General features: G+C 57.6%; 15 protein-coding genes. 7 read left to right on the forward strand and 8 right to left on the reverse strand.

Translation table 11 applies throughout. The features are described from left to right. Positions 1-137 precede the first annotated feature (137 nt). The 3 genes from DFT_RS03175 to DFT_RS03185 all read right to left on the reverse strand — a co-directional run bounded on the left by DFT_RS03175 (position 138) and on the right by DFT_RS03185 (position 3,482). On the reverse strand, positions 138-1,910 hold the full coding sequence (locus DFT_RS03175; protein ID WP_054029771.1) for a CoA-transferase: 1,773 nt from the start codon (positions 1,908-1,910) through the stop codon (positions 138-140). Between the two features lie 114 nt (positions 1,911-2,024). After that, entirely contained in the window at positions 2,025-3,008 is a 984-nt protein-coding gene (locus DFT_RS03180) for an NADPH:quinone oxidoreductase family protein (protein WP_054029772.1), read from the reverse strand. Positions 3,009-3,020: 12 nt separating this feature from the next. Continuing rightward, entirely contained in the window at positions 3,021-3,482 is a 462-nt protein-coding gene (locus tag DFT_RS03185; protein ID WP_054029773.1) for a MaoC family dehydratase, read from the reverse strand. Between the two features lie 535 nt (positions 3,483-4,017). Here DFT_RS03185 and DFT_RS03190 point away from each other — a divergent pair. From DFT_RS03190 to DFT_RS03210, 5 genes are all read left to right on the forward strand, one after another. Continuing rightward, positions 4,018-5,292: a branched-chain amino acid ABC transporter substrate-binding protein gene (locus DFT_RS03190; protein ID WP_054029774.1), complete on the forward strand. Its 1,275-nt coding sequence runs from the start codon at positions 4,018-4,020 to the stop codon at positions 5,290-5,292. Positions 5,293-5,487: 195 nt separating this feature from the next. Next, positions 5,488-6,438, forward strand: a complete 951-nt coding sequence (locus tag DFT_RS03195) for a branched-chain amino acid ABC transporter permease (protein ID WP_200907005.1) — start codon at positions 5,488-5,490, stop codon at positions 6,436-6,438. 34 nt (positions 6,439-6,472) lie between these two features. Then, on the forward strand, positions 6,473-7,726 hold the full coding sequence (locus DFT_RS03200) for a branched-chain amino acid ABC transporter permease (RefSeq protein ID WP_054029775.1): 1,254 nt from the start codon (positions 6,473-6,475) through the stop codon (positions 7,724-7,726). Further along, a complete protein-coding gene (locus DFT_RS03205) occupies positions 7,723-8,469 on the forward strand; it encodes an ABC transporter ATP-binding protein (RefSeq protein WP_054029776.1) in 747 nt (248 codons plus the stop codon). Before DFT_RS03200 ends, DFT_RS03205 begins: the two co-directional genes overlap by 4 nt. Then, the gene (locus DFT_RS03210) at positions 8,470-9,165 is read left to right on the forward strand and encodes an ABC transporter ATP-binding protein (RefSeq protein WP_054029777.1); all 696 of its coding nucleotides are present in this window, start codon (positions 8,470-8,472) and stop codon (positions 9,163-9,165) included. Positions 9,166-9,261: 96 nt separating this feature from the next. On the opposite strand, the gene DFT_RS03215 is transcribed toward DFT_RS03210, so the two are convergent. Together DFT_RS03215 and DFT_RS03220 are read right to left on the reverse strand one after the other, a co-directional pair. Beyond that, positions 9,262-11,382 (reverse strand): methyl-accepting chemotaxis protein, encoded by a 2,121-nt coding sequence (locus DFT_RS03215; RefSeq protein WP_054029778.1) that lies wholly within the window; start codon positions 11,380-11,382, stop codon positions 9,262-9,264. Between the two features lie 201 nt (positions 11,383-11,583). Beyond that, positions 11,584-13,047 carry an acetate--CoA ligase family protein gene (locus DFT_RS03220; RefSeq protein ID WP_054029779.1) on the reverse strand — a complete coding sequence of 488 codons (1,464 nt, stop codon included), beginning with the start codon at positions 13,045-13,047 and terminating at the stop codon, positions 11,584-11,586. A gap of 395 nt (positions 13,048-13,442) precedes the next feature. Between DFT_RS03220 and DFT_RS03225 the strand changes: the two genes are divergently transcribed. Then, positions 13,443-14,165, forward strand: coding sequence for a response regulator transcription factor (locus DFT_RS03225; protein WP_054029780.1), 723 nt, complete (start codon positions 13,443-13,445; stop codon positions 14,163-14,165). 384 nt (positions 14,166-14,549) lie between these two features. Here the strand turns inward: DFT_RS03225 and DFT_RS03230 are convergent, their stop codons facing one another. Further along, positions 14,550-14,759, reverse strand: a complete 210-nt coding sequence (locus DFT_RS03230) for a hypothetical protein (RefSeq protein WP_152971843.1) — start codon at positions 14,757-14,759, stop codon at positions 14,550-14,552. Positions 14,760-15,252: 493 nt separating this feature from the next. Between DFT_RS03230 and DFT_RS03235 the strand changes: the two genes are divergently transcribed. Further along, complete coding sequence (locus DFT_RS03235; protein ID WP_054029782.1) at positions 15,253-15,516, forward strand: IS1/IS1595 family N-terminal zinc-binding domain-containing protein; 264 nt, start codon at positions 15,253-15,255, stop codon at positions 15,514-15,516. A 28-nt stretch (positions 15,517-15,544) separates the two neighbouring features. Here DFT_RS03235 and DFT_RS03240 read toward each other — a convergent pair whose 3' ends face one another. Together DFT_RS03240 and DFT_RS03245 are read right to left on the reverse strand one after the other, a co-directional pair. Continuing rightward, a complete protein-coding gene (locus DFT_RS03240) occupies positions 15,545-18,385 on the reverse strand; it encodes a hypothetical protein (protein ID WP_054029783.1) in 2,841 nt (946 codons plus the stop codon). 231 nt (positions 18,386-18,616) lie between these two features. Beyond that, on the reverse strand, positions 18,617-20,497 hold the full coding sequence (locus DFT_RS03245) for a bifunctional lysophospholipid acyltransferase family protein/GNAT family N-acetyltransferase (RefSeq protein WP_054029784.1): 1,881 nt from the start codon (positions 20,495-20,497) through the stop codon (positions 18,617-18,619). Positions 20,498-20,561 lie beyond the last annotated feature (64 nt).

The following is a 20,561-nucleotide window of genomic DNA, read 5'->3' on the forward strand; positions in this document are numbered from 1 at the left end:
CATATTCGAGTCAATCAATCGACAGCATTTGTTCACTTAAAACTTAACACTTCAAACTTAAAACTCATATGCTTCTTTGCTCCGAAGCCCCATGCTGTATCTCTTCAACTGATCGTATAAAAATCCAGTCTCCCGGCCTATCTGCCGATATAATACCCGCGCGGATCGAAGAGCCGCAGCATGGTGAGGTCTTGCACATCGGACAGAGGCAGGCGTCTCAGCGATGGGGCCACGGCCAACTGCCAGCCGACTTCTGCCCTGGCCTTTTCAACGCATTGGGCTTCCGTGTCCGAGGCTTTTTCAGGCAGATACGCCGTGAGGGTCAACCGATCGCTGCCATCGAGTTTTTCGAACATGCCCACATCGGTGACGACGGTACGCACGTTGCCGCCGGGATAGGTGATGTAGGGCAGCTTTTCCACCAGACGGTGCCTGCCGGCGTTCATGACCACCAGCGTCTCCTGATTGGTTGTGGCGATATCATTGGAGCCTCCCGACCCAACCAGGTAAACCTTGTCGGAGATTTTCGTCGAATTGGCATTGCCGTGAGGATCGATCATGCCGGCACCGAGAACGCCAAGGCAGCGGTTGGTCGATCCGCCGACATTGAAGCCCAGAACCGTTTCGATATTGGAAAGCATTTTGCACGCATGCATGTTGTGAAGGCTGAATACCGCCGGATCCGAGGTTCGGGGCAGGTAGCCATACATGCCGATTTCGGCCATCAGGTCCACTTCATGGGGGCCGCCCTTCAGAGCGTAAGCCGCCAGCCAGGCGGACAGATTGGACAGGCCGATGCCGGCCAGGATGTTTTTGAATCCCTTGGTCTCGCACCGCTCGGCGATGATGTGACCGGCGGCCACCACCATGCGTTCCAAGGCGTTTGGTGGGCGGGAGAAATCCACGCCGGCCGCTTCGGTCATGGTTTCCGGCAACCAGGCATCGGGTGCCGCCTTACCCTTGAGGTATAAGATGCGTTCGCTGCCCAGGCGGGACAGGTAGTCGTCGTGATCGCGCACATCCAGGATCCATTCCTGAACCCAGCGGTCGAAATCGCCCTCGTTCTTGGTGGCGTTATTGACGTCGATCATGAAGTCGTAATCCGGAAAATAGGCATCGAAGTCCGGCAGGCCGTGCTGCATGACGCCGACCGGATGCGCGCCGAAGGGGGCCTCGCAGACGGCGAGCACCGAATAGGCGGGGATCCTCACCATGTGGGCATGCCGGCGGATGTACGCGGTGGAAACGATCTTGTCGACACTGACGATGACGCCCTTTTTAGCCGCCCAGGCGCCGTAGGCGTCACCGGCCAGCGGGTAGGTCAGGATGGTATTTCCGCTGCGATCGGCCACGGCGCCATGGACGAGGGTGATATCCGGCTGCAGGGCGCGCAACAGACCGATTCGGCCATCCCTTCCAAAGGGGTTTTCCACGACCTGGAAAGATTCCCGGTTCTCTTCGGCCATGGTGCTTCCGATAAGGGAACGGGTGGGCACGAAATCCATGCCCATGGCACCGGCCAGGAGCCGCTGTGGAATCGTGCGCATGGTCCAGCTTTCGATATCGATCACGCCGGATGCATAGGCATTCTGAACCACCGGACACGGCCTCGGGCTGGGGTAGTTGATGCCGGCAAAACTGGTCAGTATTTTTTTAGCGATACGCTGTCTGACGATCGCCACCAAATGCAGGTTCAACGAAGGGGATATGACGGTGAACTCCGGCGCCTTATCCCAGAACGAACGGACCAGCTCGTAGACGAGGGCACCGACGCCGGCCGAGAAATTCAGGGTCATATGCTTCTCGATATGCTTCTCGACGGCCTCCTTGGGGGTACAGCGTTTGTCTTCACCCTCGACCACGGGTATGGACATCTTCTCTTCGATGATCGTCCGGATCCTATCTTTCATCAATAGCTCCTGTGCGCTTGGGAAGTGCCACTGCTGTCTGATCGCTGTTACCTGACGGCCAATGGCCGGTGGCGACCGATGCATGGGGCGAACCGGTTTCTTTGGAAATGGTCGTTATTCAGGCTGGATCTGGATGACCAATTTGCCCGTGACCTTTCTTTCCATGAGGCGATGCATCGCCTTGGGCACATCGTCCAGAGAGATGATATCGTTGATCAGCGGATTGATTTTTCCTTCTGCGTACCATTGGGACAATAGGGCCATGTTGCGGCGCTGGCCCTCGGGATACTGGCTGGACCACGAGCCCCAAAAGACCCCGATGATCGCGCGTTCGCTGAGAAGCGCGTAGTTCAGGGGGATTTTGGGGATGCTGCCCGCGGCAAAACCCACCACCAGTAACCGTCCGCCCCATGCAGTGGCGCGCAGGGCTGCCAGGGTGTAGTCTCCCCCCACCGGGTCAAAGACCACATCCACCCCCCGGCCGTCGGTCAAGGCCAGGGCTTGCTGCCGCAAATCTTCCGAATCGTAGTTGATGATCGCATCGGCGCCTGTTTTTTTGCAGAGGTCCAATTTATCAGCGGTCGAAGCGGCGGCAATGGCCCTGGCCCCCAAGGCCTTGGCCACTTCTATGGCGGCGGTGCCGACGCCCCCGGAAGCTCCCAGGACCAGGACGTTTTCGCCCGGCCTGACCTGAGTGCAGTCCAAAAACGCGTGGATGGCCGTTGCATAGGTCAAGCCGCAGGCGGCCCCGGCATGGAACGGCATGCCATCCGGCAGCCGCGACACCTTCTCCTTGGGCGCCAGGCAGAATTCGGCGAACGCACCGTAGCCTGGAAATGCGATGACCCGATCGCCGACGGCCACATGATCCACATTGTGACCGACCTTGGAGACAACTCCGGCAAGATCCATTCCCGGACTGAACGGGAAAGGGGGCTTGACCTGGTAGCGCCCGAGAACCATCAGGGCATCCGGATAGTTGAGAGACGCACTCTTAACCTCGACGAGCACCTGATCCTCTTCGGGTTCGGGGGTAGGGGTCTCTTTTACCGTGAGGTTGTCGATGGGTCCGAATGCTTCGCACAACAGGGCCTTCATAGGAGCTCCGTTTCAGGTGTAATGTCTGGACAGCGTTTCGGCGATGCACGCCGGCTTGTCGTTGCCTTCAACTTCGATGAGGACTTTCCAGCGGAACTGAACGCCGCCCGTCACGTCTTCGATACCCAGTAACGTCAAATGGGGGCGTACGCGCATGCCGGCGGGTACCGGTGCCGCGAAACGCACCTTGTTGAGGCCGTAGTTGACCGTCATTTTGGCTGGGGGCAGCTTCAAGGTGTCGCCCATGATGCGGGGAATCAGCGACAGGGTGAGAAATCCGTGGGCGATGGTGGTGCCATATGGCGATTCGACGGCGGCGCGTTTTTCATCCAGATGAATCCATTGGAAATCGCCGGTGGCTTGGGCAAACAGATTGATTTGTTCCTGGGTGACGGTCAGCCAGTCGCCTACCGCAATCTCCTGGCCGGTTTTTTGGCGCAATTCATCCAGCGACCTGAATTCGACTGTTGGCATGGGAAATACCTTTCTATGGCCTTGTATTCGGTTTTCTGGTTCGTCGTGCAGTCGGATCTGACGCAACCCCTGCAATGGTCTATCGGGCTGATATGTAGTGTGAAATTATGGCAGAAGGCGTGCTGCCTGTCAACGCATAAGGCTTGAAAATGTTTGGCCTCATCGAACGTTGTCTGTCAGCACCAGAGACTTTGGACTTTACCAATTTCGAATACCCTGTTAGGATAGCGGCACGGTATTCAACGACTAGAAAAGGGGCACCTTTTCGGTTTTCTGCAATTTAATGAACTAAAATCATTAATTACAAAGACTCTATAAATTTCAAGCACGGTTAAGTAGCGCCACGCAGTTTGGTGAGCCTATCCATCCATTGAAGTGAACGATGAAAGGAGGTGGTTGAACCGAGAAAAACGACGTGCTGGACAGATTCCGGCGACCATCTCCGATGGTGCCTGAACTGATCGCCGGGCGTAATGCCCATTTTATTTAAATTCCAATCTCATTCATGCAAGGCGGGTAAAAGGAGGAGGGGTCTATGAAGAGGAAATTGTTTCTTTCCATGTTGATGGGTATCGCCCTTTTGACCATGATCGTTGTTCCGGCAGTGGCCCAGGACACGATTAAAATCGCCTTTGTCGAAGGATTGTCAGGCCCTTTTGCGGGCGTGGGTGACGCCGGTTACAAACACTATCAGTATATGGCGGATTTGATCAATGCCAGGGGAGGGGTGCTGGGCGGCAAGAAGCTGGAGATCGTGCCCTTCGACACCAAGTCCAGCCCCAAAGAGGCCCTGATTGTGCTCAAGGCCGCCATCGACCAGGGCATCCGTATCATCACCCAGGGCAACGCCTCCAGTGTCGCCGGCGCCTTGATCGAGGCATTGAACAAGCACAACGAGCGCAACCCCGATCAACAGGTGATTTACCTCAACTATGCGGCGGTGACGCCCGCGTTCACCAACGAGCTGTGCAGTTTCTGGCATTTCCGGTTCGACGCCCATGTGGATATGAAGATCGCCGCCATCACCGATTACATCAAAAACAAGCCGGACATCAAAAAGGTCTATCTCTGCAACCAGGACTATGTTTTCGGCCATGCGGTCAGTGATGCGGCCAAACAGATGCTGGCGGAAAAGCGCCCGGATATTGAAATTGTCGGCGACACCTTCACCCCCCTGGGGAAGGTAAAGGACTTTTCACCCTATGTGGCCAAGATCCAGGCTTCCGGCGCACAGGCGGTGATCTCGGGAAACTGGGGTGCAGACATGTCGCTGCTGGTCAAGGCCGCCAAAGACGCCGGTCTCGATGCCCAGTTCTACACCTTCTACGGCAGCGGTCTGGGTGCCCCGGCCGCCATCGGCGAAGCGGGTATCGGCAAACTCATCTCCGTGATCGAATGGCACTTCAACCTGGCCGTGGAAGAGAACAAACCCGAGGATGAAAAATTCTTCCTGGGATACCAGGAAAAGTACTCGGACGGCGGCAAGAGTCCCTACTACTATGGCCGTATCCGCACCACCATGGAGATGCTGGCCTTGGCCATCGATAAGGCCGGCAGCGCCAAGGCCAAAGATATCGCTTTTGCATTGGAAGGAATGGAGTACGACACGCCTTACGGCAAGGTGGTCATGCGGGCCGAAGATCACCAGTTGATTCAGCCCCTTTATCTTATGGTCTATGCCAAGAAGGGTGAAGGCACCGTCAAATACGACTCGGAGAATTCCGGCGTGGGCTTCAAGACCATCGCAAGGATCGAAGCCAAGGACACTGCCATGCCGACCACCTGCCAGATGCAGCGGCCAGCAAAATAGGATAATTCGAAAAGGACTTCAACCCGACCCGGTCTCGCCGGAGACGTTTGATCCGGAGAGACCGGGCGGTATCGTTGCAGGCCGATCCTCGATCAGGCCTTGGGGTAGTGCAGTCTCAGATGGCAGGAAACTCGAAAAGGCGATGTCAACGCCTTTTATTGTCTGGTGTTAACGTCTGACCGCGAAAGTGATCCTATGTTGGAATATGTTCTTTTTTCGCTGTTGAACAGCCTTGTCCTGGGCATGCTTCTGTTCATGCTCTCCAGTGGGCTCACCCTGATCTTCAGCATGATGGGCGTTCTCAACTTCGCCCATGCCAGCTTCTACATGCTGGGGGCCTACTTCGGTTATCAGATCAGCACGTGGGTCGGCTTCTGGCCGGCGCTGGTCATCGCGCCTCTCCTGGTAGGCGGGTTGGGGGCGCTTGTCGAGCGGTACGGCCTGCGAAGCCTTCACAAGTACGGCCACGTGGCCGAACTTCTCTTCACGGTAGGCTTGTTCTATATCATCGAGGAGAGCGTCAACCTCATTTGGGGGCGCAATGCCGTCATGTATCCCATACCCAGGCTACTGGATTTTCCGCTGTTTAAATTACTCGGTGCGGAGGTCTCCGCCTACCGCATGTTCATGCTGCTGATTTCAATGGGTATGTTCATTGGCCTCTACCTGGTGTTGACCCGCACGCGCATCGGTCTGATCATCCAGGCCGCATTGACCCACCCTGAGGGGGTCAATGCGCTGGGCCACAATGTGCCGGCCGTGTTCATGCTGGTCTTTGGCGGCGGATCGGCCCTGGCCGGCTTGGCCGGTGTCATCGGCGGCATCTTTCTGATCACAGAACCGGCCATGGCGGCCACCCTGGGACCCATCGTCTTCGTGGTTATCGTGGTGGGCGGCATGGGATCGTTGACCGGTGCCTTTGTCGCCTCCCTTTTGCTGGCCGCCATCCAGACCTTTGCCGTGGGTATCGAATATTCCCTGACCGACCTCTTGGCCCTGTTTGGATGGCAGGTCGACACGTCTGGTTTCTTCCGTGACATCTGGCGGATCCAGCTGTCCCACACCGGACCGATTCTGCCCTATCTGTTCATGGTCTTGATGTTGATGTTCCGGCCAAAAGGATTGATGGGAAAACGCGAGTCCTGATCATCAGAGACAGGGTAAAGGAAATCATCGATCTATGAATCACTATCTGAAGCAGTTCGGGATCTGGTTCGCCGCGGTGATCGTCTGCATTGTGTTGCCGCTGATCTTCAACTCCGGTTTTTCGCGATCCATGCTCAGCCAGATGGGGATCGCCGTCATTTTTGCACTCTCCTACAACATGCTGCTGGGCCAGGGCGGCATGCTTTCCTTCGGTCATGCGGTCTACTATGGCCTGGGCGGCTTTCTGGCCATGCACGCCCTCAATTGGGTCGGCGAGGGTTGGCCGGTACCCCTGGAACTGGTGCCCTTGATAGGGGGATTGGGCGGCGTGGTGGCCGGCATCGTCTTCGGCTGGTTGTCCACCGATCGCGCCGGCACCACCTTTGCGCTGATCTCTTTAGGTATCGGCGAATTGATCGCGGCCAGCGCCCTCATGCTGCCGAGCTTTTTCGGTGGGGAAGAGGGCATCTCGGCCAACCGCATGGTGGACACCACACTGACCGGCTTTCGCTTCGGTCAGCAAATCGAGGTGTACTACCTGATCGTGGCTTGGATGCTGGTGTGCATCGCCTTGATGTACCTGCAGACCAAGACTCCACTAGGCCGGGTGGCCAATGCGGTGCGCGACAACCCCGAACGGGCAGCCTTTATTGGCTACAATGCCCGGGTGGTGCGGACCCTGCAATTCACCCTGGCCGCCTTTTTTGCCGGGATTGCCGGCGGCCTGTTTGCCATCAACTACGAGATCATCACCACCGAGACCGTGGGCGCCATCCCATCGGGCAATGTGTTGATGATGACCTATATCGGGGGCGTGGGCCACTTTTTCGGCCCCATCCTGGGGGCGGCCCTGGTAACGCTGATGCAGCTCACCCTGGCCGGCATCACCCACGCCTGGCTGCTCTATTTCGGGCTCCTTTTCGTGGGCATGGTCCTGTGGGCGCCGGGTGGCCTGGCCGGACTGATCATGATGCACGAGCCGGTGTGGAAGGCGGGGCTCATGAGCCGGTTGCTGCGGGCGTACGCCATCATCGCCGTGCCGTCGCTGGTGCTGTTTCTGGGCCTGATGACCTTGATCGAAATCAACTATCATCTCTCTTTGAGTGTCAATCCGGACGAGCTCATGAGCCTTTTCGGGATCTCGTTCAAGGCCCAGTCACCCGCTGCCTGGATCGTTTCGCTGGCATTGATCGGTATCGGGTTTTTCTTCTTTCGAAAGGCCCAGCGGGTGGTGCGCCGCAGCTGGAATGAGGTGGCACAACAGATGAAAGGAGCGGCGATTCAATGACGGCACTCAAACTCGTCGATGTGCACAAGAACTTCGGTAGCAGCCGAATCATCAACGGCGTCAATCTGGAGGTCCCCAAGGGGGAGCGGCATGCCATTATCGGCCCCAACGGTGCGGGCAAGTCGACCCTGTTCAACTTGATCAGCGGCTTTTACCAGGTCAGCCGGGGGTATATCGAACTCAATGGACATGCCATTACCGACCTGCCGCCCCATCGCATCAATCGTCGCGGGCTGAGCCGAAGTTTTCAGGTGACCAATATTTTCCCGAAAATGAGCGTGTTTGAAAATGTGCGCTCCGCCCTGCTGTGGCCCATGGGGTACCGTTACTCCTTCTGGCACATGTGCGACCGGCTTAAAAAAGTGAACCGTAAGGCAGAAGAGATATTGGAAAAGATCAACCTCGCCGACCGGCAGCATATTCCCGCCGCCATGCTGGCCTACGCCGAGCAGCGGGCGCTCGAAATCGGGATCACGATCGCCGGCGATACGGATGTGATATTGCTCGACGAGCCCACCGCCGGCATGAGCAAGAGCGAAACCGCCCGGGCAGTGGAACTGATTCGAAATGTCACCGAAGGCAAGACGCTGCTCATTGTCGAACACGATATGAGCGTGGTGTTTGACCTGGCCGATCGTATCTCGGTCCTGGTCTACGGCAAGGTGGTGGCCACCGATTTGCCGGATAAGATTCGCCAGAATGCCGAAGTTCAGGAAGCCTATCTCGGCAAGGAGGTCGCCTAAATGCTCGAAGTCAAAGAATTGCATGCCTATTACGGTCGCAGCCATATTTTGCAAGGCGTCAACCTGAAGGTGGACCGGGGCGAAATCGTGAGCCTGCTCGGACGCAATGGTGTCGGCCGTTCCACAACCTGCATGACCATCATGGGGCTGGTGCCGCCGCACGGCTCGATCCAGTACAAAGGCGAAGAGGTGGCCGGCCTCAAACCCCACCAGGTCGCCCGCAAGGGCATCGGGTTCGTACCCGAGGACCGTTGGATCTTCCCGGGGTTGACCGTGCTTCAGAACCTTCAGTTGGGCCAGAAGAGTAAAAAGCAGGCAGGACGCTGGACGATCGACGATGTCTTCAAAATTTTTCCGCGCTTGGGAGAACGCTCGAATGTGCATGGCGGTTTGATTTCCGGCGGAGAGAAGCAGATGCTCACCATCTGCCGCACCCTCATGGGCGATCCCGACTTCATCATGATCGACGAACCCACCGAAGGCTTGGCGCCGCAGATGGTCAAGCAGGTCGGCGACCTGATCGAAGAGATTGCCGGCCGCGGCGTATCGGTACTGCTGGTGGAGCAGAAACTGAGCATCGCCTTGAGGATTTCCAAACGTCTCTACATCATGGGGCACGGTAAGATTGTCTTCGAAGGCACCCCAGATGATATCAAAAACGACCAGACCATCCGCAAAGAGTGGCTCGAGGTATAGGCAGAGTCAATTTCATGGCTCAAGATCAAATCGAGACAGGGGCGGACCGAGGTGGCCGCCCCTGTTTGTCTTCATTTTTTTCAGAAGGCCATCGCATCAAACTTTGAAGATCCCCACCAGCTTGTCGAGTGCTTCGGCCAGATCGGAAAGCTCCCTGGAGTTGATGTTCACTTGGGCGCTGCTCTGGGAGATGTCGCCTGCCGAGCTGGTAACCAGGCCGATCTGCCTGGCGATCTCGCCGGACACCTCCGAACTTCTGGAGACATGGGCATTGACGTCCGTGATGCCCCGGGCGGCCTGGGAGACATTGTCGGAAATATTCCGGGTGGTCGCCGATTGCTCTTCCACGGCCGAGGCGATGACCATGACACTTTCGTTGATGTCTTTGACGACGCTGGTGATTTTTTCGATTTCGGCCACCGTGCCGTCGGTTGAATTCTGAATCGCATCGACGCGATGTTTGATCTCCTGGGTCGCTTCCGCCGTCTGTTTGGCAAGTTCCTTGATCTCGTTGGCCACCACGGCAAAGCCCTTTCCTGCGTCACCGGCCCGCGCCGCCTCGATGGTGGCGTTGAGCGCGAGGAGATTGACCTGTTCGGAGATGTCCGTGATGGTTTCGACGACCTGGCCAATTTCGCGGGCCGAACCGCCCAGTTCTCCCACCTGGGTCGATGCCTTGTCAGCCTGGGTGACCGCCTCGCCGGTGATGACGCGCGCCTTGGCGGCGTTTTGGGTGATTTCATTGATCGTGCTGGTCATCTCACCGGCGGCGCTGGCCACCATGTTGACGTTGACCGAGGCCTCTTCCATGGCCGCGGCGATGGATGTCATGTTTTCATTCATCTGTTCGGATGCGCCCGATACGCTCTGGGCTTCGCCGGCCGCCTGCTCGGCCCCGCCGGCCAATGCTTCCGATATTTTGGACAGTTGAGTGGAAGAGCTGTTGAGCCGGGTAGAATTCTCCTTGACCTGGTGGATGATGGTGTGCAGCCGTTCCAGAAAGAGGTTGAACCATCTGGAAAGCTCACCCAGTTCGTCGTTAGAATGGATTGTCAGCCGTTGGGTCAAGTCGCCTTCGCCTTCGGCGATGTCCTTGACTCTGGCGAGCATGCCGACCACCGGCCGGACCAGTGCCCGGGACATCAACCAGGTGGCCGGTGCCACAAGGATCATGCAGGCCAGGGCGACGACGCACAACACAAGAATCATCTGGCGGTTGTTGGCTTTGGTGATGGCATCCGGTTGCAACAAGGCCAGCGCGCCGCACACTGCCTCTCGATTGTGAATGGGCAGCACGCTTTCATAATAGCCCTCCTTGTCGAGCTCAATGCTGCCGAATCGGGCCTGCGCCCGTTCCAATTGCCAGTGTTGACCGTCTTGGCCGGACAATCCCCGGGTGTCGATGGCCTTGTAGGCCGTCGCATCGCCGGCACTGAAGCGGTCACCGGCAAAGAAGGCGACCTTCAAACCGGTGAGCTTTTGTATCCAGGCCGCAAAGTCGTTATCGAGGCGCAGGAGGGTAACGGCTGCGCCTACGAACTTCGTTTCGAGCTGTTTGGTTTGTGAGTTGAAGGTTTCCGTGGTGACAGGCAGTTCGATGCGGATACACAGGTGATTTTCGATGGCCTGGAAACTGATCTTCTCTTCCTGAGATAATTCGCCATCATGGGTGTTGGCGATCCATTGATTGTCCTTTTCCGGGACCAGGTTCAACTCATTGGTACGCAGGCTCTCTCCGTCTGCAACCAGGATGTGGCGCAAGTTACCGGTTTCCAACAGGCCGACCCGGTAACCTTCCCCGGCTTGCCGGGCGGCAAAAGCAATCAGTCGGCCTTCGGCATTGTAAAGGGCAGCCTTCCAAAGGTTTCCGCCGGCAGCGGTTCGATGCAGGGCGACAATCAGTTCATTATAAGATTCCTGCGTCATTCCAGAGTCATAGGAGGAGTCCCGGTACTCTTCCAGGAAACCCATGCTTTCTCCCATCTTGTTGACCACGATCATTTGCCGGGCGGCCGCCAGCATGGCGTTTTGTTTTTCTATAAGGGTGTGGCGCAAGGTTTCGGTCGAATTGCTCATCGACTGTCGGACCATGGCGCGGTTTTGGCGTTGGATGATCACCGAAACCACGATAGTCGAAACGATGCTGACCAGCAGCACCATCATCAAGGTGCTCAGGGTGATTTTTGAACCGAGCTTCATTTTGAGTTGGATGCGCATTGCGATTCCCTTTGATTGTTATCGATTTTAAAAACAAGCCTGCTACAGCAGTTATCGGTCAGCCGAAAAAATAAATTAGATTTATTTTGTATCGCTTAGATATGGCCAGATCGGACAACCACCTGAGGTTGGCCCGGTGATGTCCAACACCATTGTTGGGAATGCGTGCGAAGTCTCTAATGATCAGGGAAGAATTTGAGTTCAACCTGCCAGGCTTTGTACCATGCGGCCATATTGAACCAGGGCGGCCATGGCGCGCGCGCCCCTTTCCGGCGACGGAATGATTGGAATGCCACTGGCCAGCAGGTGCTCGATGATCGGCATATCGGGCGCCTGGTAGGTGAATCCGATCAGTGCCTTGGCGTGGTTCCCGGCTAGCGTTTTCATTTGTACAGCTATTTGCCGCGCCGTTTCCCGGGTGAAGGCATCGATGTCCTTTTCAGGCAAGCCTTGGCTTTCCATGATGCGTTTCATGTTCTGGTGAGGGGTGAAGCAATAGACCAGCAGGCCGTCGGCTTCGTCGCCCGCCAGGAGCACCTCGGGGATACTTTTGAAATAGGCCAGGGGATCCTGGGAAAAGGTCAGATCGATGGGATTTCCGGTGCTGCCGGTCCTGGGAATCAGCGGGGTCAACCGTTCGAGGGTCTGCCGGGACAGGCTCGGCAGCGTCAGGCCGTTGCGGCTGCAGGCATCTGCGGCTGCGGCGCCGGGTCCGCCCGAGTGGGTCAGGACGATGACGCGATGGCTGCGCGGAATGGTGCACGCACCCAGCACCCAGCAGAAATCGAACAATTCGGTGAGTGACGATGCCCGCACCACCCCGCTCTGGCGAAATATGCCGTCATACAGGGGATCAGGGCCCGCCATGGCGCCGGTATGCGAAAAGGCCGCGCGGCGTCCGGCTTCCGAACCGCCCGCATAATACGCCACGATCGGTTTTTGAGGCGCGATGCGCCGGGCGGCCTCTATAAAGGCTTCTCCCCTGCGGATGCTTTCGATGTAGAGGCCGATGACCCGGGTGTGGGGGCAGGCGGCCAGGTACGCCATGCAATCCACGATGTCCACCGACGCTTCATTGCCCACGCTGATGCCGGTGGAAAATCCGATATGAAATTGCTCCAGATAAGCGAACATCTGGGTCAGCAGACTGCCGCTCTGGGACGCCATGCCGATGAACCCCGGCCGTCCTTCGAAAGCGGCGAAGGTCACATTGAACGCGTGGTGGGGGTTGACCACCCCCAGGCAGTTGGGGCCCAGAAATCGGATGCCGTATTGACGGGCCACGGCGACCAGTTCCTGCTCCAGCGCCTTGCCCTCGCCGCCCACTTCGTTGAATCCGCCGGAGACCACGATGGCGTGCCGGATGCCTTTTTCACCGCAGGCTTTCAGCGTTTCGGTCACAATGCCGGTCGGCAACACCAGCACCGCCAGGTCCGGCACCTCGGGCAGCTCCGCCACATGGGCGTAAGCCTTTAGCCCCAGAACCGTCGTTTCCTTGGGGTGCACCGGGTAAATTTTGCCCTTGAAATCGAGTGCCAGGATCGAATTGAGCTGGTTGGTGCCCATGGCCGAAAAGCGGTTGGAGGCGCCGAAAAAGGCGATGCTTCTTGGATTGATCAATGGGAAAAGGGGTATGTCGCGATAGGGGTCGGTTACCGGGTTCATCGATTTTTCCTTGCTCAGCATGGGTTGGCACTTGGTCGTGTCGATCGGCGCTGCCGCAACAATGATTTTTTTCGGACACAGGGGGCCGAATGCACAGGCCATTGGCGGAGGCGGACAAAGGCAAATAGATATCGGAAGGTTACAGGCCTGTCAACGGTGTAGTCATCATTCGGCAAGAAGCGAGTGGCATCGATCGGCATCGGAAGACAAGGCCTGTGGTAACCTTCGGGTGGCACAACGCAGCTATGAATTTTCTGGATGACATAGAGTCGCCAACGGATTTCTAACCCTTTTCTCATACAAGGGTAACACTATTTCTGAAGTGTGGAAGGATAAAGAAATGCTACCATTGGTGTCGATAACGAGGCACATTCAAAAACACCGGGATGTTTTAGATGGCCCAGGGGAGAATTTTAGTCGTGGACGACGAAGAGGATATCCTGGAGGTGGTTCGTTTCAACCTTGCTCGCGAAGGTTTCGTCGTTACAGGGGTGTTGAATGGTGAGGATGCCTTGGCGGTTCTCCAGGCGGGCGGCTATGATTTAGTGGTTCTGGATTTGATGTTGCCCGGGATGGACGGCTTTGCCGTTGCCGGAAAAATACGGCAGGATCCGGCATTGTCGGCTTTGCCGATTATCATGCTCACTGCCCGGACCCAGGAGCATGATGTAGTGGCCGGTTTGGAGATCGGGGCCGAAGATTATATCACCAAGCCTTTCAGTCCGAGGGTGTTGGTCTCCCGGGTACGCACAGTCCTTCGGCGCACTTCCCAGGTCAAGGTGGCGGATGAATCGATAATGGAACGTGGCGGGATTACCATCGACAGGCGTAGACACACTGTCTATGTGAAAGGCCGCCCGGTTGATTTGACCTTGTCAGAGTTCGAACTGCTCTGCTTCCTGGCCTCGCGGCCGGGTTGGGCTTTTTCACGGGCACAAATCGTAGACGCGATACGCGGATTCAATTACACCGTCACCGATCGTAGCGTGGATGTCCAGATCGTCGGATTGCGACGCAAGTTGGGCGGTTGCAGTGATTACATCCAGACCGTGAGGGGGGTAGGCTATCGTTTCAAGGGGGATTTTCGACCATCTCACCAGATCCTAATCGGCGTCTAACCGAGGACAAATTTGCGTGCATTACTCTCGGAAAATAGAACAATTGAATCACATCACGACCCACAAAGGAGCCTGTCGATGCCGCCGCAAGTATTCAGCAAAGTCCCAATTGCGCAAGAGTATGGAGAAATAGAAAAAGATTATGGTAGACCAGAAAGAGAAAACATCGGCAAATTTCTGGTGTTGTGCAAATGCCCACGGTGCGAGAAAGAACACCGCACCTTTCTTCGCTGGACAGGCCGCGGCACGCCAAGAGTCTATTGCACGACATGCCGATCCACGACTTCCGCCATCGGGGAAACGGAGATTGGCAAATTGGCGAATGTGTGGGCCAGAAGTACCCGAAAGACGGTGGACGCGCTTCAATAAACCTCAAGCTCCGAATTATTCATACCCGGTGTGGTTTAAAGCGTACATCTTTGCAAACTCTTCCACTTTTTCGTCTTTCAGGCAACACGCTGCGCAATCGAGAAACAGATCTTCGAGTGCCGCTTTATCGAGGCAGCGATCGTAATATGGACAGCGGTGGTTGCGGAAGATCCCTATGCTGAGCGCTTTTTTACTCGGTCGGTAATACAAAGGCGTTGGCTCCATGCTGGGCCTCGCTTGCCGATTGAAACGGCTGTTCTCGGTAATATATCCAAGGGCCCGGTCGTGATCCCTGTTGGTGCATAGTTCGCTGGAACGGTGTTTCTGTGTTTCTGAGCGGATGGGGTGGATGGATTGCCCTGTGGCAATCCTCTTGCGCACAGGCCGACTGAAGTCAACACCCGTGAACCGGGGTTAAGGCGTTTTTAGAGACGCGCAGGCGTCATTCGAATAACGTCGGGTATTGTAATGGCTTTTTTGCACACCACACTGCAACTCTTCGTAATTGGAGAAGAATTTGAGTTGCCGGGATTTATTGAAAATTCAGGTGGATCATCGAGTTATGAACATTTTATGAACAATCGAATGGTTCATCGATTCGCCTGTTTCCTCCATTTTTTGTAAGGGATGCCCAACTGACCAACTCCTGACACAACTTTTACGTTTCGCTAACATCTCTGTTGAAAAATAAAAGTGACGGGAGACGAAAGGTCGATCGATGATTCAGAACGTGCGCTGCCCCCACTGTGCTTCCGACGCCATTTATGGATATGGCCATGTGAAGAACGGAAAAAAACGCTATCTTTGCCTGATGTGCAATCGACAATTCGTGCTGGAACGAAAACCGCCCCTGATCACAGACCGGCCGACGTGTCCGCTTTGCGGCGGTCGGATGCACATTTACATGCGAAAAGCGCGGGAGGTGCGATTTCGATGCGCCGCCTATCCCGATTGCCGCGGCTATCTGAAGATGCTGAGCTAACCAACCCTTGCGGGACCCTTCCCGGCGACTAAAAGTAAGAACTCATTTTGGCGCGCACGCGCAGGTTTGACCAGAGGACCTTGATGCCCAGGGCCAGCGGGACCTCCTGACGGGCGGTGCTGTCACTTTGCACCGGAGAAAACCCAATGGCGGATGGAGGCGCAGCGGTGGGTCCATCGTGCTTCGACGTCGCTTGGGCGTGGTGCAGGTCCGGCAGGGAGGGGCGCCGGCGCTCGGTGTCGATGGCGGAGATGACAATGGGCGGGTGGGCGAATCCGATCAGGTCCTGCTTGATCTCCTCGGGCAGGAGTTCGCCGTTGAAAAAGGCCAGGAGCAGAGCGAAGTCCTGGCTTTTGCCATTATAGGTGGGGGCGGCGCTGGCGAATTGTTCTCCGGTGAGGCGCGTGACTTCGTGCCCCTGGCCATTGCCCCATGTGGGCGGATGGTATTGGTGTCCGTGATAGGTGCCGAAGGGGTTGACACGAATGGAAAATTCGTCGTTCTCGGCATGGTGGCGCATTTTCAGGGGCGCAAAGGCGAAATTGGACAAGCGGCTGTTGTCCTTGGCCACGGCCATACCGTGCTTGCCCGAAACGATGCCCACATAGGATGCGGTGATATGGTTGTTGATGTTGTCCAGTGCAAGGTTGCGGGGGTCGTGTCTGAAGTAGTCGAGTCGGTACTCGGTCTCCACCTCGAGGTAGTTTCGCTTGAGCACCTTTACAGGATCGTTCCGGGTCGCCCGCGGCGAAAAACGAATTTCCGCCGGGGCCACCTCCTGCCATTGCATGTCGGCGGGCTGCGCGAGGCCGGGCTCACCCGCTTTGAACAGGTCGGCGCGTTCGGTGGCCAGGTAGGTGATCCGGCCCTCTATCAACAGCCAGGGATGATCGGCGAGCAGGGTGAATCGATAATCCATCCACCCCGCTGCGCCTCCACGGGCAGACGGCGCCGGCATCGCGCCCTTCAGGGATATCGAAGCCGACCGGCCATCCGCAGCGGGATGCAGCTGCTTCAAGACGGATACGGCCGTCAGCGGTCGCTGGTCATAGGTGAGGCGCGGAAGCAGGCTGCCGCGGTCGGCCACGCGGACGCCCTCATGGTAGACGCCTTCGACCCCACCATGGGGTGTGAATCGTACTGTGATGTGACCATTGGCCAGTTCATCGACATCGGCGCGCACAAGAGGCGGTACTGCCCGGCCGGTGTGTGCCGGGGCATCCCGTGTAAAGAGGTGATACATACCGTCCGTCACACCGCCATCGTTCATGATATACAGGTGGCGCCGTCTTGCACCGCTCGCGTCGACCCGGTCTCCCAGATCGATGGTCGGCAGCAGTGTGCCGTCGGGTCGGACCAGCACGATGGGGGCCCGATTCCGGAGGCCGGGCGGCGGTGTGACCTGCAGGAAGCGATGGCCGGCCGATGCCGCGCTGGGCGTCGTTTGAAGCACCATGAGAGTATCGTACCACGTCAGATGCGCTTCCTTGAGAAGCGGTGGCGTCTGGTGTTCGAGGTGACGGTGAAGCATCGTCGCACACGCTTGGGCGATCTGGTCCGAGGCGCGGCTCAGATCGGCCATTATCCGGACCACCACCCGCTGCCGTTGGGGTGCCAAAAAGGGCGTTGCCATGCCGTAATTGGTAGTGGACAGGGCTCTGAGGCGCTGGATGTCGGCGGCAGCGACCTGTCGTTCGATCGCCGCGCGCGCGGTGGGATCGGATATGAACGGCAGGGATTTCAAGGCCGCTGTACGCACCCGGCGACTGCGTTCGATTTCGGTCCATAAATCGGGAATGTCGGCCTTCTCCGCCCAGGAGTTGTATCCGTTGTAGCTGCCGTCCGCGGTATCCTGGCTGAATTCGACGGTGCCCACCGGCGGATGATCTTCCAGGTACGGCCCCAGGGTCGTGAATCGTACATATGGAAGATCGGCGACCTCTTCGATCAGACCGGCCAGGCCGTCGGTGTTGGGCAGCCAGCCCAAAGGCCAGGGCAGGTCGACACCCTGCCACAACTCCGAGTCGGCATCGTAATTGATGAATATCAGCGCATCCTGTTGGAATTCGCCGCCGGCTTGCAGGCGGCGCAGTTCGTGGACCCAATTTTTCAGGCTCACGTGTTCCACCAGGTCCCCGAAGTGGTAGGTCGGCACGATGACCATCTCTTCCAGGGTTTGGGGGTGGTGGTAGCGGATCGGATTGTGGGCTTCGACGCGGGTCAACCGGCGCGAAAAGACCCGGAAGGCGTCGAAAGGGGTCGCACTGTAATAAAGGGCCGCGGCATGGATGCCGTGCCGTTGGTAGATCGAGAAATTGCCCGGTGTGGTCATCATCTCCTGAGGGCGCACGATGGGGGTATAACTGCCGAAGAGGTCCTTCACTCCGCTCTGCCAGGGGTTGGAGATGGCCCAACTTACGGCGTCTTCGAGCTCCTGCTCGGTCATGGCGGAAACCAGGCCGTTGTTGTAGGACATGAGAATGACTTCATCACCGTTGGATTGCACCCGCCTTCGAATGTCCGCGATAATATCGGGCGCGTACTTGGGGAGCAGTTCCTGCAGGGAGAAGAGGTTGTCGAAATCCCAGACGCCTTTGACGGGTATGCCTCGCGCGTTGAAGCGGTCCAGCGTGTCGATGATGTGGCGGATGATGCGGATGTCTTTGCCGAAGCCGCTTTCATCATTGGTGTCGTTGCGGAACGAGTGGTAGAGATTGACGTGGAAACCGAATGCGATATGGATCTGGTGGCCGCTTGGGGTGGCGGGACCCGTGGTGGCCGCCACGGCCAGAAGAATCGGCAAACCCATCCCGATCAGCACGAGGCCGCAGATGATCTTCCGATGGGTTTTTCCTCCGCCGTTCCGCATCAGTGTGCCCCGAATGCTTTCTGCACGCCTCCACGCAACGGCTGTTGCGACTTTCGACACGCAATGCCGGGCCGGGGGGTTGGCGCGCAGCCATGTGCGCTAACAATTGCGTCATCATAACCTCATCGAAAACTAACACGACCGACAGGCCGGGGCAATGGCCCGGGGGTTGTATTGATCATTAATAAACCTACTGCTGCCAGGCGGATTTGCTTTCTCTTTTTAACAGGGTTATCCGGCCTGCCGCAAAACCGGCGCCGCCGGCGGCCGGGGTGCCGGGGCAGGGTCTGCTTCGGTGTCGGAGCTGTGATACGCCCGGAAAGCGGACAGGCCTTCGGCGCCCATGTAGCGGGCCAGGGTTTTGCGCTCCGTTTGCAGCAGATCCACGACGATAAGGCCGTCGAGCACCTTGCTGAAGTGTTTGTCGACGTTGAAGGCAAGCAGTTGCCCGCCTAAGTTCAAATACTGGCGCAGCAATACCGGCACCTCTTTTTGCGTCAGTTCGATGTCCGATACCACCGCTCCGATCTCTTTCAGGTCCTGAAAATGCAGATCCTGCAGCATTCTGCGGCAGCCGCGGATACGGACCGGTTTGAGCTTCGCCGGGTTCCGGGGCCGCACCATCATGGCCAGGTCGTTGGTCTGGGCGTGACGCAACAAAGTGGTGGCCATCAGGCGGCGGGAGAGATCGCTGTAGTCGTTGCTGATGCTCACCGGGCCGAACAGCATCCGGTAGCACGGATAGCGCGCCACGAAGGCGCCGATGCCTTTCCACAGCAACAACAGGGGGGAATAGGATTTTTGGTAGTCGGGGTGGACAAAGGAACGGCCCAGTTCCAGGGCCGGCCCAAGCTTATCGAAGAAGGCGCTGCGGCTGTGGAAAAGGGTGCTGGTGTAGAGGCCCTTTTTGCCTTGACGGGACAGAATCTGATCGGCCAGGCCGAGGCGGTACGCGCCTATGATCTGTTCTGTTTCCGTGTCCCATATGAACAAATGCGTGTAATGCGTATCGAAGCGGTCCAGGTCGCAGGCCCGGCCGGTGCCTTCGCCTGCGAGACGGAAGGCGGTTTCACGGAGTCGGCCGATTTCGAGTAGAAGGTGAGGGATTTGCGTCGACTGGGCATGCCAGACGGCGAAGTTGCCGCTCTGTACCAGAAGCTGATCCCCTGGCAGCTGCAGCAGCTCGCGGCGGCACACCTCACGGGGTTGGGGATCGGCCAGGGGGCGCCGTTGTTTGAAGCCGCGAAAAATGGCCGGGAAGGGTGCGCCGGCGCGCAAAGGCCGGGCATGGCCCATAACGTAGGTGCGGAACCTGAGGTACTTGAGCATCTGGTCGTCGCTGTAGTTCCGCAGCCAGCGGTGATGGATCAGATTGCCGATTTTCAGCTCAATGGGTTTTCCCTGCCGGGCCAGCAGTTCCCGGGCCAGCAGGGCCGTTCGTAATCGGGGATGGAACAGGCCGGCGAGATGGAACGGCCAACGGTTGCATCCCTTGAAATAGACCGGTATCACGTTGGCGCCGGTGCGGCGGATGATACGGGCCACGAAACGATGCCAGGGCGGATCGGCGATTTCCGGGGACCGCAGGGTCGGATGGGACACTTCTCCGGCCGGAAACACCAGGAGAAGGCCCCCGCTTTCGACCCACGCCATCGCCTCGCGAAGCGGGCCGATGTTGGACCGCAACGCTGTCCTGGTTTCGAAGGGGTCCACCGGTATGGTGATCTCGCGCAATTGGGGAATGCGGTTTAATATTGAGTTTGCCAGGATTTTGACATCCGCGCGGATGGTCAGCAACAACTCGGCCAGAACGATACCGTCCAACCCGCCGAAAGGGTGATTGGACACCACCACGCAAGGGCCCCCGGGAGGTATTTTTTGCGTATCGGCCGATGCGCAGGTGGAGCGAATTCCGAGCGCCTTCAGCAGGTGGCGCATGAACCCCGCGGGGTCGCGATGGTGTCGGATGGATTGGTATATGGCGCTGCAGCGCCGCAATCCGAGTAGATGTTCCAGGGCGCCGGCCAAATGGAAGCGGTTGCTGTTTTTCCTGTTCAATGCGGTGGCGGGGCAGATCGAAAATATATCCTGTTCCCGGATGTGTCGCTCCATGAATCTCTCCTATCCTTCAACGGTATCGATTAAAAGCGGGATTCGCCGACCCTTCGGCCGTGGG

The sequence above is a fragment of the Desulfatitalea tepidiphila genome (assembly GCF_001293685.1).
GTDB classification, from domain to species: Bacteria; Desulfobacterota; Desulfobacteria; order Desulfobacterales; family Desulfosarcinaceae; genus Desulfatitalea; species Desulfatitalea tepidiphila.